This is a genomic window from Peribacillus sp. FSL M8-0224 (assembly GCF_038003055.1).
Taxonomy (GTDB): Bacteria; Bacillota; Bacilli; order Bacillales; family DSM-1321; genus Peribacillus; species Peribacillus frigoritolerans.
On record NZ_JBBOOJ010000001.1, the window covers coordinates 5,153,074 to 5,166,233 of the forward strand.

The following is a 13,160-nucleotide window of genomic DNA, read 5'->3' on the forward strand; positions in this document are numbered from 1 at the left end:
TCCTCAAGCTGCCTATTGATACTGCGCCACAAACCCCTGTGCCGCTGTAATGACAGCCAGTTTATATACATCCTCTTCACTGCATCCCCTCGAAAGGTCATTCACCGGACGATTCAGCCCCTGAAGGATCGGACCGACCGCTTCGAAGCCACCCAAGCGCTGTACCATCTTATAGCTAATGTTCCCTGCTTCGAGACTTGGGAAAATAAAAACATTCGCATCCCCCTGAATAAGGGAATCCGGTGCTTTTTTCCTTGCCACAGAAGGAACGAAGGCCGCGTCAAACTGAAATTCCCCATCAAGAATGACTTCAGGGTCCATTTCTTTTGCCAAATCGACCGCATCAACCACTTTTAAGGTCTCGGGGGATGTTGCCGATCCCTTTGTGGAAAAGCTCAGCATCGCCACACGCGGTTCGATATCGAACATTAATGCAGTCTTCGCACTTTCTATAGCAATTTCAGCCAGGTCCTGGGAACTGGGGTTTATATTGATTGCACAATCCGCGAATACATATTTCTCTTCCTCCCGGACCATGATGAACACTCCCGAGGTTTTTTGGACGCCCGGCTTTGTTTTAATGATCTTTAAGGCTGGACGAACCGTATCGGCAGTCGAATGCGTTGCGCCACTAACCATTCCATGTGCCAGTTTCATATGGACGAGCATGGTTCCAAAATAGTTCTCATCCGTTAAGATTTCACGTGCTTGCAGATCGGTCGCTTTACCATCACGGACCTTCACGAACGCTTCAACCATTTCATCCATCATGATATAATTCTTCGGATCATATATTTCGATTGCATCAAGGGAGATCTTTAAGTCTTTTGCCTTCTCTTGAATCAACCCGATATCCCCGATCAATACCGGTGTCACCAGTTTAGCTTGGGCAAGCCTGCCTGCCGCCCCCAAAATCCGTTCATCCAACCCTTCCGGAAAAACGATCTTTAAATTATGTCCCATAATTTTCGATTCCAATATTTCAAATAAATCACTCATTGGCTCTTCCTCCTTTTTAGATACGTTTCCCCCATTTTTTCTATATTTAACCATCCGTTAAAATCCATTGTCGTCTTCTTTTAAGAATACTCCAGCAGCCAGGTAAATTCCAGCCATCCGCAAATTTGAAAATTTCAGAAACACCGAAAAACAGTGATGGTGTTTGCGGGTTGATATAAATTTCCTTATACTGAAACTATGCTATATTAAAGTTATAATAAGACTTAGGAGTGATTGTAATGAGTGAAGCAGCACAAACACTGGACGGCTGGTATTGTTTACATGATTTCCGCCTGATCGACTGGGCTTCTTGGAAAACGTTATCAAGTGACGAACGCCAATTGGCCATCTCGGAATTCCAAGGTTTACTGGATAAATGGAATATGACACAAAGTAACAATGAAGGCAGCCATGCCCTATATTCCATCGTTGGTCAGAAAGCGGACTTCATGCTTATGTTTGCCCGCCCAACCATGGAAGAATTGAATGCAATCGAAAGCGAATTCAATAAAACGAAGCTTGCCGAATATACAATTCCCGCTTATTCATACGTTTCCGTCGTGGAATTAAGCAATTACTTAGCTGGCGGAGATGGTGAGGACCCATACCAGAACCCTCATGTTCGTTCCAGACTTTATCCGATACTGCCAAAAGCGAAACATGTATGTTTCTATCCAATGGACAAGCGTCGTGATGGCGATGATAACTGGTATATGCTTTCCATGGAAGAGCGCAAAGGCTTAATGCGTTCCCATGGCTTGATTGGCCGCAGTTATGCCGGTAAAGTAAAACAAATCATTTCAGGTTCTGTCGGATTTGACGATTATGAATGGGGCGTGACTCTATTCGCAGATGATGTCCTTCAATTCAAAAAATTAATCTATGAAATGCGTTTTGATGAAGTGAGTGCACGTTACGCTGCATTTGGGTCTTTCTTTGTGGGCAATATCCTGCCTGAAGAAAATGTATCTTCATTCCTATACGTTTAAGACGAATGGCTTCCGGTTTCCGGAAGCTTTTTTTATGTCCGTTCCTTTTTATTTTTCCCCGGCTGAGGAATAAATCCAATCTACATCCCATACATTTTCAATAGTGATGAATTTATTTTTTCACAGTCCCATTCAGCTTCAGGAAAATTGATCAAGGCAATTCCTGTCTCCAGCGAGGTGAAGGAACGTTACTTCTATTCATTAGCCGGCAAGAGGATATGGCTTATATCATGAACGGCAGCAGCCGTTATGTATCGCTTAACATTCATTGTGGTTTTTTAAGCCACCCGGGGATTGTCCAGAACATACACAATACTACCGGTCGCTATAAATCGCACTGTTTCTCCCAGTCCACACTCTCGGATTGTCCAAATTCCACAGTATCAACTAAACCTTGAATTCAGGAGGGAATGCAATGTCACAAAATAATCCTTATGGTAATTACCCGTACGGAGGAAGCCCTTATTACCCCTATGAAAATAACGAGCCTGAACTAAGGCAGCAGAATCCTAACCCGCAGCAAGGTTACCCGCAGCAAGGATACCAACAGCCATCATACCAGCCACAACAGCCCACTATGGCAGGCACGCCACAACAAATGCCGGTGACGATGGGTCAACCCCCTTCCGGACCACAGATACCTGGTATGCTTCCGGTCGAAGCGTCGTATATCGAGAACATCTTGCGTTTGAATAAAGGGAAGTTAGCCACTGTTTATACCACGTTTGAAAACAACCAGGAATGGAATGCCATGATCTTCAAAGGAATTATCGAGGCTGCAGGACGCGATCATCTAATCATAAGCGACCCTCAAACGGGAAAACGATACTTAATCCCGATGGTATACTTAGATTATATAACGTTTGATGAAGAAATCGAATATGACTATCCATTTGGAGGCGCTGGGCTTACCACCTATTCGCCAAGGTAAAAAAATCCAATAAAGAAAAGAGCCTCAGAATCCATTTGATTTTGAGGCTCTTCTTATATTGGGGTGACTTTTCTCCAAAAAAAAGCTGACCCAAAAGGATCAGCTCAGTCTTTAGAGGTTCGGAAAACATTCCACCTTCAACTCACCAGGTATGGTTTCTATCAATATGTAGGAACAAAGTTGATTGGAGAAAAAGGTGCGAGCCGAGGAGGCCCATGACCGCCTCTGGATAAGCGAGTGCCTGCAGCGGTAATGTACGTCCAAATTGTACAAGCCATAAAAAAACTGCAGGCAAACTCGATTTCTTCGAATTTGTCTGCAGCCTCAACTGAACTTACAAGTATTTATACGCAGCAATGATCATTAAGACCCAAGCAACCAAGAAAGAAACTCCGCCAAGCGGTGTGATGGCACCAAGGACTTTGATTTGCGTAACGCTTAGAACGAATAGGCTACCGGAAAACAGGATAATCCCTATTAGCATAAGCCAGCCTGACCAGTTGATCAGCGGGCTGGAAATTTTCCCAGCCAATAAACCGAGTACCAATAAACCCACCGCGTGGAACATTTGATATTGAACAGCGGTTTGCCAAGTTTCCAAATATTTATCAGGAATTTTCCCTTCCAGTCCGTGGGCACCGAATGCACCAAGTGCCACAGCAATAAACCCATTCAATGCACCTAAAATGATGAATAGTTTCAATTATTTCGCTCCCCTTCCCTAATTTAAAAATCGAACAAGGACTCCCCATTGGCCTCATCCATTTTAACCGGTTCTACATTCGGTGTAGCCGACATGACGGGCTGAGTCAATGTGATTGGCTTCTGTATGCTGATGTTCGAAGCTTTTTCATCAACCATCACTTCACAAAGGGACTTAATGGCCATTACATACCCTTGCACCTTATCCTCTGAATTTGCCTGTTTCGCTTTTAAAACAAGCTCTTCGATTTTATCTAACATTTGTCTTGATGAAATTTCCAACTTTACCACCTCGTCTATATACAGGTCAAAACTATCATAACTAGCATAGCAAAAATCAGAGAAGAAAACACCTTGCATATTTCCTACCTTTTAATTGGCTTGGCTTGAAATTTCAAGCATGGCTCCCCTGAAGAATGAAAGACATCAAGAGAAGGCTGGTTTGATGTTTTGAATTGAAAAGCACGGCAGCCTTTTGGAAAACCGAGATCCCAAGTTATATAGAAATGACGGCACGCCATACAATTCACCCGTTTCGTTTTCTTGCTGATATCATCGGTTTGGGATTTTCCAATCAATTGGAGATTCCCCCATTTCCATCAGCAATTGATTTGTTTTGGAAAATGGTTTGGTGCCAAAGAAACCACGGGACGCCGACAGCGGACTTGGATGTACGGACTTAATGATTTTATGGCGGGCTTCATCAATCAAAGGGATTTTGGTTTGAGCGGGTTTCCCCCACAGGATGAATACAACCGGTTTCGAACGCTCATTCAATAGGCGAATAACTTGATTCGTAAAGATTTCCCATCCTTTTCCGCGGTGTGAATGCGCCTCTCCCTCACGGACAGTCAAGACGGTATTCAATAGAAGCACTCCCTGTTTTGCCCATTCGACCAGGTAACCATTATCCGGAACCTCATAGCCAAGATCGGTGTGTAACTCTTTAAAGATATTTCTTAAAGAGGGCGGGATGCGAACCTCCGGCTTGACTGAAAAACTAAGGCCATGCGCCTGACCCTGGCCATGGTATGGGTCCTGTCCAAGGATGACAACCTTTACATCTTCAAAAGGAGTATAATGAAGCGCGTTGAAAATATCGTCCTGATCCGGATGAATGACTTGCTGACTGTACTCTTGCTTTATAAATTCCCATAGCTCCTGGTAATATTCTTTTTTGAATTCCTCTTTCAATAGAGGCCACCAATCATTTGTTAAAAACTGCTTTTCCATTTGCCACAGCCCCTCTCCACTTTTTGAAACTATATTATATCAAACTTCATCGCTTGCCTTTTTCCATAGATTACGATTTATGTTTCTATATACCCCAAAAAGGGGAAAATAGAAAGTTAGCAAGCAATTTAACCATGTTGGAGGCTTTCCTATGAAAAAGTGGTACAAAAGAAAACGATTTTATCTGCTTGTCAGCATTTTGATCGTCATTGCAATCGTCATTGCCTATAACAGCTACAAGCCACTTCCCGATGGCATTTCTTATGAAGGGAAGGTTCATCAAGTCGAGGATATCGATTTCATCTATGACCTTTCCTATCACGATGAACAAGGGAATCTGCAACATGAGCAGCGAATTTTCCAAACCATAAATCAAGCCATAGAAGAGGCTGATTCGTATATCGTAATCGATATGTTTTTGTTTAATGCTTTTTATGATGAAAAGATAAACTTCCCGAAGTTAACCGAGACGCTGAAGGATAATCTGGTTGAACAGAAGAAAAAGAAACCTGACCTCCAGATTATATTCATTACTGATGAAGTGAATACTTCCTATAATGCCTACCAGTTAGAGGCATTGGAAACGATGAAGAAAAATGGAATTGATGTCATTGTTACCAACTTAGACCGCCTCCGGGATCCGAATCCTCTCTATTCAGGTGTGTATCGGACCTTTTTCCAATGGTTCGGTGAAAGCGGGAAAGGCTGGATTGTCAATCCAATGGCTAAAAGCGCACCAAAGGTCACCTTGCGTTCTTATCTTAGACTGATGAATATCAAAGCCAATCACAGAAAAGTGGTCGCGACTGAAAAAACGGCCATCATCTCATCTGCCAATCCTCATGACGCAAGTGGCTTCCATTCCAATATTGCCTTCCAGATGGACGGGAATATCATCGGCGATTTCGTTAAAGCCGAAGAAGCCGCTTCGAAATTCTCGGGAGGTCCAAAGTCATTTCCTGAGTTCAAGGAGAAATCAGCAGATAAAGGGCCGATATCGGTACAACTGCTAACGGAAGGAAAAATCAATAAACATGTCCTAAAGGCAATTAAGGATGCTGAAAATGGTGACAAGATCCATCTTGCCATGTTCTACATTGCCGATCGCGAGGTTGTCGAGGCATTAACGGATGCAGCTAAACGGGGTGTGAAGATTGAAATGATATTGGATCCGAATCAAAACGCATTCGGAAGTGAAAAAATCGGGCTGCCCAATCTTCCGGTTGCCGCCGAATTCGAAAAACTGGGGGATGAAAACATCTCGATACGCTGGTATAAAACAGATAAAGAACAGTTCCATACAAAATTGATGATGATCCAAAAGGCTGATGAAACAGTCATTCTTGGAGGATCGGCTAATTATACTTCACGAAATCTAGATGACTATAACCTTGAAGCGAATGTTGAAATCCATGCTCCAAATGATGCGGACGTTTCCAAGGATGTCGACAGCTATTTCCATAGACTCTGGACAAATCAAAACGGAACATACACGGTGGATTACAGTGAATACCAAAAGAAACTGCCTGTCTTCAAATACTTGACCTACCGCATACAGAAGGTATTCCGCTTCACCACTTACTAAATATTCTTTGAGATAAATGTTTAACAGGGTCCAAATGAGGTTATATATTACTATAGCCAATCAGCAACTGTAATAAGCAAGATTCCATTTACCTATTTTCAAGAGAATCTTAATGAAATTCAAGGAGGAGTTTATATGTATCAAGTACATGTAGTAGAAAACGGTTTACAAGCAAAGGAAAAAATCGATGAATTAGTTACATCAGGTTATACGAAAGATGATGTATATTTGTTTGCCCATGATAAAACCCGTTCTAAACACCTTACCGAGAATACAAATACAGAAGGTGTAGGCATGAAGGAACAAGGTTTCCTTGATACCGTAGGAAATCTCTTTAAATCTCGCGGAGATGAACTTCGTAATCGAATGAGCAACCTTGGCCTTAGTGATATGGAGGCAGAGCGTTACGAGGAAGTTCTTGACGAAGGAAAAGTAGTCATCGTTGCTTCCAAACAAGATAATAAAGACGGGGTCACACACTAAAATAAACCATACCATTACCCTATATGGATTCATAAAAAACGAGGCCCCAAAACTTGGGGCCTCGTTTTTTTATGATCATTATCCCAGGATGCTTTGGTACGCGGCCTTTGCATGGACCATATCCTTCGTACCGTGGATCAACGCCCGGCCATCCTTGAAAATGACGATACGTTCCCCGGCTTTTTCACAGGAGAGAAGAAATGGATTGAATTTCACCAAATAACCGCTGCCGTCCAGATCTTTGGCTAATTTTTCGAGTTGCAGTTCCAGAGGTTTTGGCGGTCTTACCTGTACAGTGTCCCTCCCGCAAAGAACAGCCGTTTTCGTTGCATTTTCCATTGTTAAAAATGGGTATGTCCTCTGCTCTCCGCACGAGAGACAATCTTTCTTTTTCGCTTTTGTCAATTTAACGGTTTGGTATTGATTTCTCCACAGATCAAAAGAAACAAGTGCAGGCCGCACCGATTCCCAATCTTCAACAAGGATTTTCAAAGCCTCGGCAGTTTGGTGTGCCACGACCATCGTAACAGCTGGTGATATGATCCCTCCTGTGTCACAGGTCATTCCTTGAATCGGGATCGCTTTAAGCAAACAGTGCAAACATGGAGTCTGCCCGGGAAGGATCGTCAAAGTCATGCCCACGCTCCCCACACATGCCCCATAAATCCACGGTATATGAAGCTTTTGTGATAAATCATTAATAATCATCCGTGTCTCAAAATTGTCGGTTGCATCCAATATCAAATCAACATCACCAAGCAGCTGTTCGAGATTCTGGGCAGTTGCGTCCATGATGATGGCATTCACTTCAACTTCATGGTTGATATCCAATAAATGACGCTTTGCCGCCTCTGCTTTTGGCAGTTTCTCCTCGACATCCCGTTCCGTATACATTTGTTGGCGCTGTAAATTACTGGTCTCGACATAATCCCTGTCGACAATGGTAAGCTTCCCTACTCCTGCACGAGTAAGGGCCTCGGCATTAGCAGATCCCAAAGCCCCTGCACCAAGAAGCAAGACATGCTTCTTCATAATTTTCAATTGGCCCCCTTCACCAACGGGGGCGAATAAAGTCTGCCTTGAATATCGCTCTTTCACCGTGATCCCTCCCTTCCGGACGCTTCACCCTCCACTTACTGGCGGAATGAAAGCAACTGTATCTCCATCAGATAAAATCGTGTCATCATCGGCAAATTCCTCATTGACCGCTGTCATCACGGTTTCAAGACCTTCCAATTGAAAATCCACCTTCATCTTTCCTTTTAGCTGGGCAACACTCATTCCATTTCCTTCTATTGAAACAGTCTCTTTGCCTAGCTCATCTTTCAATTGGGCAAATAAAAGTACATTAATCATCAATATCCCCCTCTTCCGGTTTCCCTGATGGATATGGAACGGTTTCCAACTGGTTTCCTACCCATGTCTCCCCATCTTCCCAGTGTTCTTTTTTCCAAATCGGGACGATTTCTTTAATTCTTTCGATCGCATACCTGTTCGCCTCATATGCATCATTTCGGTGGGGCGTACTAACGGCAATAACCACTGCGATATCCGTGATTTCAAGTTTACCTACACGATGGGTGATCGCCGTTTCTGCATCTGGCCAACGCTCCTTGATCTCAGATCCGATTTGCTCCAATTTCTTGATGGCCATCGGTTCATACGCTTCGTATACTAAGAAGAGAGTCTTTTTTCCTTTCGTCATTTCCCTCACCGTACCAATAAAGGTCGTGACGGCACCTGCATTTCGACTGACTACTTTATCAATCACTTCCTGGATGACAATCGGCTCTTTTGAAATATTATAATTCATGTCTACCATCCTTTATATATAATTCTGTTTGATCAATATAATCTGCCTCTTGATAATCTTCCCTCGTATTCATATTGAAAAAAAGGTAGTGAAAATGTTCAGGATTCTCGCGATATAACGTAAAGTCGGTTTCTTTCATGATTTTCACCGAGATTTTTTCCAAGAATAGACTCATTTTTAATTCATGTTTTAATAAACACTCCGTCAGTATAGGAAGACACCTTTTATGGTAAACAGCAAAAAGCGGCTGGAGCCTGCCATTTATTTCTGGAATGACAGCATCGAATCCAGGTTCATAATGGGTAATGATATCCTTTATGGCATCTGCACTCACAAACGGCATATCGCACGCTGCAAGGAACTGAAGCTCCGTTTTCGATGAGGTCAGCCCTGCATGCAATCCGCCAAGAGGTCCTTGATCTTTATGTAAATCCGGAATGAGCGGAAGTTGCAGAAAATGATATTCTTCAAACGTATTCGTAATGACCATAATGTTTTCTGACACCTTTTTCAATTCGGATGCCACTCTTGAAATGTTCACAACGCCGCCTACGGTCAAAAGTGCCTTATTCACTCCCATACGGCTTGATTTCCCGCCAGCTAAAAGCAACATGGTCCATTCCATAGAAATCAACCTCCCTTTTTGGGTTTAATCCAGCATCGAACGGAAAAGCTATACTAAATGTGACTCCACTATATTTAAATATTTTAAATCAAATTTGAAAATAATGACACTTTCACAACCTTTACTTTGTCCATCAAAAGTTGGAGGCAGGGTCCAAAGCTAAAAGTGCATGCTGACATCCATCCAATTTCCTTAATTACAGGTTCGAAAAATGACTTATACGAGGCGATTGCCCTTCCTTCGCCAAGACACTCATAGTAGGCTGAAAACTAAGTTTTACATAAAAGAAATTTTGGTATATTCTAAAAATAGGATATTAACTGGTATGCTGATAATATCGATATCTAATTCTCCTGAGGAGGTCACATAATGACTATGAAAAGAGCTATGACAGTTGCCGGATCTGATTCGAGCGGCGGCGCAGGTCTTCAAGCAGATTTAAAGACATTCCAAGAATTCGGCGTTTACGGTATGTCCGCTTTAACGACAATCGTGACGATGGATCCGAAGAATGGCTGGGCCCATAATGTATTCCCCACACCGGTCGAAGTCTTGGAAGCCCAAATCGAAACGATTCTATCAATCGGCATTGATGCCATGAAAACGGGAATGCTTGGATCAGTGGAAATCATTGAACTTGTTGCCCGTAAAATAGATGAGTTGAAGCTGGACAAAGTCGTAATCGATCCAGTTATGGTATGTAAAGGTGAAGATGAAGTATTGCACCCTGAAACGGCTGTAGCTCTGCGCGAACTGCTTGTTCCACGTGCAACTGTAGTCACGCCTAACCTGTTCGAGGCCGCTCAGTTAGCGGGAACTGCTCCTATCAAGACGATTGATGATATGAGGGCTGCAGCTGAAAAGATTCATGCACTTGGTGCAAAATATGTCTTGATCAAAGGCGGTAATAAGCTGGATCATGATAAAGCCATCGACCTTTTATATGATGGACAAGAATTTGAAATCCTTGAATCGGAAAAAATCGAAACGACCAATACACATGGTGCCGGCTGTTCATCTTCTGCAGCCATCGCAGCTCAATTGGCTGAAGGGAAAAGCCCGCGTGAGGCTATCCTCATTTCTAAAGACTTCATCACCGAGGCGGTTCGCCACTCTTGGAAGATGAATGACTATGTCGGACCTGTCAATCATGGTGCATACCATAAATATGGAATGGCGGAAAAAACACAAAAATAAAACATCAAGTTTAATGGCTGCTCAAATTCATCGAGCGGCCTTTTTCGCTTTTTTTGTTTTTATTTAGTAAAATAGAAAGAAGGAAAAGCTTATCTAGCCGCCCAGTTAAGGAGGAAATTATCGAATGAAACCAATAGACCGTACAGAGGTGCAAAATGCCATTGATTCTTTCGCCGGACAAGATGTATATCTTCACCTTGAAACGACAAATGGCGCCTATGCCACTCATGTAGATGAAGCTTTCTTCTCGGCAGGTGCTTATATTCGTAACGCATTTATACAGTATGAACATGGCAAGATAGTTGGGGATGGACCCTATCGCGTCGGCTTGAAGCTCAATATTGGCTGGGTATATGCAGAAGGCGTTAACCACTTCGAAATGGATGAACAGGGGAGATTGCTATTGGCAGGCCTTGATTTTTCCGGAAAGCTTGCTGTCTCCATGCAGCTCAGTCCCACTCCCTTTGAATGATGACAACTTGCTTGATATATATCATATGATGATTCCGATGAAAACTCCCATTCACCGATAAACATACTTACTGTAAGTAGAACGGAAGGAGAAATATACCTTGGAAAAAGAACGCCATGTATTAGTTATATTCCCACATCCAGATGATGAAGCCTTCTCGGTCTCCGGAACGCTTGCCCTTCATAGAGAAGCGGGCACTCCTGTCACCTATTTATGCTTAACTTTAGGAGAAATGGGACGTAATTTAGGAAACCCTCCATTCGCAACAAGGGAATCGCTTCCCAAAATTCGGAAAAAGGAATTAATCGATGCAGCAAATGCGATTGGCATCCAAGATTTACGCATGCTTGGATTGCGTGATAAGACAATTGAATTCGAAGATGATGAAAAGCTGACTTCATTATTTACCGATGCCATCAATGAATTGAATCCTTCATTGATCATTACGTTTTACCCAGGATACAGTGTCCATCCGGACCATGAAGCGACAGCACGGGCTGTAGTTCGGGCCGTGGAACGAATGGAAGAGAAAGAGAGACCTAAACTTCATTGTGTCGCCTTCTCGAATAACTGCATTGACGAATTGGGGCAGCCCGACATCGTCCATGATATCACTGCCGTCGAAGAAAAAAAGGTAGCCACATTCACTGCCCACCGTTCGCAAACGGAAGCAATGGTTATCGATTGGAAAGAGAAATTCGAAAATCAGGATGCAGATTTCCTAGACTGGATCCGCAAAGAAAGATTATGGACCTATAAATTTTAAGGAAACCGCCAATAAGGCGGTTTTCTTTGTTGTTTAGGCATAAAAAAAACGCCTGTGGATTACAGGCGGTGAAAAGGGGGATACTTTGGAAAATCAATCATAATATAAGCATCCCCAAAATTCTTCTTTTTATACAATCCTATTGAAAAATTTAGGCAGACAAGCGTTCCTCATGCTGCATTTTCACTCTTGCCGAGGCTTTTTTTCCATGTGCCAAGTAATAAATGCCAATAAGTACGAATGCAAAAACTGACATTCCTATGAATAACCCTTTGAACCCTGTAAATGGAATAAGGAATCCCAATAGGAATGGGCCCACACCAATACCGAAGTCATACATTGTAAAAAACGTGGATGTGGCTAATCCCATTCGATTTGATGGGGCTTCCTTGATGGAAATCGCTTGACTGCTTGATTGGAACGTACCATACCCCACTCCGATAAAGGCGCCGGCAATCAGAAGCGTAATACCATGATGGGATTGGCTCAGAATGACCATTCCGACGGCAAATAGTAAGAGCGATGGGTAAATAACTGCATTTTCCCCCTTCACATCAAACATCCGCCCCGTAAACGGACGGGACGCCAAAAGGAAAACGGCAAAAACGACAAAGAAAAAGCTCGCCGCATCCATTAAATCCATTTCCTTTGCAAAAGACGTTAAATAGGACAAGATGCTCGAATAGGTAAATCCGGCAAACCCGATAAAAATGGAAATGGGCAGTGCCCTTTTTTCAAAATAGTCGCTGATCTTAAATCCTTTTTGTGGCGAAGCTCCGCCCTTATCCCCTTCAGGCACATTCATGAATAATGATGCAACTAAAGAAAATGCGGCAAATAAGGAGGCTGCATAGAAAATGATGGAATAACTGAAATGCTGTGTAATCAGCAAGCCAATGAACGGTCCGAATGCCATTGCCAAGTTTGTACTCATGGCAAAGTAACCTGTACCTTCACCGCGTCTTTCATTCGGAATGATATCTGCAGCAATCGTTCCAGTTGCCGTAGTGGCAAGTCCAAAAGCAAAACCGTGAATAAGCCGATCGATCAATAAGAGGGATAAACTATTCACCAGGAAATAGCCGATGGATGCGATCAGGAATAGAATTAACGAGCCAAGCAACATCTTTCTGCGGCCGATCTTGTCAATTTTTTTCCCTGCAATCGGCCTGACAAGCACAGCCCCAAGAACAAAAATACTTGAAGCAAGCCCTGCTTGTGCTTGCGAAGCATGAAAATTATCCATCGTATAAATGGTCAATGTCACCATCAGGACATAAAAAGTTAAAAATAGAAAAAAGTTCGCAGACGAAACAATCAGAAAGTCTTTCGTCCACAATTTCGGTTTGTGATTCATTTCAATCC

16 protein-coding genes are annotated in these 13,160 nt (G+C 42.8%); 7 read left to right on the plus strand and 9 right to left on the minus strand.

Features of this window, described 5'->3' with window-relative positions; all coding sequences use genetic code 11:
- Positions 1–12: 12 nt before the first annotated feature.
- Positions 13–999: a phosphate acetyltransferase gene (pta, locus tag MKX49_RS25060; RefSeq protein ID WP_048683577.1), complete on the minus strand. Its 987-nt coding sequence runs from the start codon at positions 997–999 to the stop codon at positions 13–15.
- Positions 1,000–1,238: 239 nt separating this feature from the next.
- Between pta and hemQ the strand changes: the two genes are divergently transcribed.
- Both hemQ and gerQ read left to right on the plus strand, forming a co-directional pair.
- Positions 1,239–1,988, plus strand: a complete 750-nt coding sequence (gene hemQ, locus MKX49_RS25065; RefSeq protein ID WP_340878167.1) for a hydrogen peroxide-dependent heme synthase — start codon at positions 1,239–1,241, stop codon at positions 1,986–1,988.
- 415 nt (positions 1,989–2,403) lie between these two features.
- Positions 2,404–2,919 carry a spore coat protein GerQ gene (gene gerQ / locus MKX49_RS25070; RefSeq protein WP_340878168.1) on the plus strand — a complete coding sequence of 172 codons (516 nt, stop codon included), beginning with the start codon at positions 2,404–2,406 and terminating at the stop codon, positions 2,917–2,919.
- A 334-nt stretch (positions 2,920–3,253) separates the two neighbouring features.
- On the opposite strand, the gene MKX49_RS25075 is transcribed toward gerQ, so the two are convergent.
- The 3 genes from MKX49_RS25075 to MKX49_RS25085 all read right to left on the minus strand — a co-directional run bounded on the left by MKX49_RS25075 (position 3,254) and on the right by MKX49_RS25085 (position 4,854).
- Positions 3,254–3,622: a DUF423 domain-containing protein gene (locus MKX49_RS25075; protein WP_054398573.1), complete on the minus strand. Its 369-nt coding sequence runs from the start codon at positions 3,620–3,622 to the stop codon at positions 3,254–3,256.
- A 23-nt stretch (positions 3,623–3,645) separates the two neighbouring features.
- The gene (locus MKX49_RS25080; protein WP_340878169.1) at positions 3,646–3,903 is read right to left on the minus strand and encodes a YwdI family protein; all 258 of its coding nucleotides are present in this window, start codon (positions 3,901–3,903) and stop codon (positions 3,646–3,648) included.
- A gap of 270 nt (positions 3,904–4,173) precedes the next feature.
- Positions 4,174–4,854 (minus strand): uracil-DNA glycosylase, encoded by a 681-nt coding sequence (locus MKX49_RS25085; RefSeq protein WP_063595690.1) that lies wholly within the window; start codon positions 4,852–4,854, stop codon positions 4,174–4,176.
- A 151-nt stretch (positions 4,855–5,005) separates the two neighbouring features.
- Between MKX49_RS25085 and MKX49_RS25090 the strand changes: the two genes are divergently transcribed.
- Entirely contained in the window at positions 5,006–6,439 is a 1,434-nt protein-coding gene (locus MKX49_RS25090) for a phospholipase D family protein (protein ID WP_340878170.1), read from the plus strand.
- 135 nt (positions 6,440–6,574) lie between these two features.
- Positions 6,575–6,922: a general stress protein gene (locus tag MKX49_RS25095; protein WP_053536921.1), complete on the plus strand. Its 348-nt coding sequence runs from the start codon at positions 6,575–6,577 to the stop codon at positions 6,920–6,922.
- 78 nt (positions 6,923–7,000) lie between these two features.
- Here MKX49_RS25095 and MKX49_RS25100 read toward each other — a convergent pair whose 3' ends face one another.
- Genes MKX49_RS25100 through mobA form a run of 4 tightly spaced genes read right to left on the minus strand, consistent with a single transcriptional unit; the run spans position 7,001 to position 9,360 of the window.
- A complete protein-coding gene (locus tag MKX49_RS25100) occupies positions 7,001–8,020 on the minus strand; it encodes a MoeB/ThiF family adenylyltransferase (protein WP_048683603.1) in 1,020 nt (339 codons plus the stop codon).
- 24 nt (positions 8,021–8,044) lie between these two features.
- Entirely contained in the window at positions 8,045–8,278 is a 234-nt protein-coding gene (gene moaD / locus MKX49_RS25105; RefSeq protein ID WP_034315925.1) for a molybdopterin converting factor subunit 1, read from the minus strand.
- Positions 8,271–8,735 (minus strand): molybdenum cofactor biosynthesis protein MoaE, encoded by a 465-nt coding sequence (locus MKX49_RS25110; RefSeq protein ID WP_048683606.1) that lies wholly within the window; start codon positions 8,733–8,735, stop codon positions 8,271–8,273. Before MKX49_RS25110 ends, moaD begins: the two co-directional genes overlap by 8 nt.
- Positions 8,725–9,360 (minus strand): molybdenum cofactor guanylyltransferase, encoded by a 636-nt coding sequence (gene mobA, locus MKX49_RS25115; RefSeq protein WP_340878171.1) that lies wholly within the window; start codon positions 9,358–9,360, stop codon positions 8,725–8,727. The genes MKX49_RS25110 and mobA overlap by 11 nt, the downstream gene beginning before the upstream one ends.
- 369 nt (positions 9,361–9,729) lie before the next feature.
- On the opposite strand from mobA, the gene pdxK reads away from it, so the two are divergent.
- From pdxK to bshB2, 3 genes are all read left to right on the plus strand, one after another.
- Entirely contained in the window at positions 9,730–10,557 is an 828-nt protein-coding gene (pdxK, locus tag MKX49_RS25120; protein WP_252268099.1) for a pyridoxine/pyridoxal/pyridoxamine kinase, read from the plus strand.
- A gap of 124 nt (positions 10,558–10,681) precedes the next feature.
- A complete protein-coding gene (locus tag MKX49_RS25125; RefSeq protein WP_048683611.1) occupies positions 10,682–11,029 on the plus strand; it encodes a YojF family protein in 348 nt (115 codons plus the stop codon).
- 100 nt (positions 11,030–11,129) lie between these two features.
- Positions 11,130–11,795 (plus strand): bacillithiol biosynthesis deacetylase BshB2, encoded by a 666-nt coding sequence (gene bshB2, locus MKX49_RS25130; RefSeq protein ID WP_034315960.1) that lies wholly within the window; start codon positions 11,130–11,132, stop codon positions 11,793–11,795.
- Between the two features lie 151 nt (positions 11,796–11,946).
- Here the strand turns inward: bshB2 and MKX49_RS25135 are convergent, their stop codons facing one another.
- Positions 11,947–13,152, minus strand: coding sequence for an MFS transporter (locus MKX49_RS25135; protein WP_340878172.1), 1,206 nt, complete (start codon positions 13,150–13,152; stop codon positions 11,947–11,949).
- Positions 13,153–13,160 lie beyond the last annotated feature (8 nt).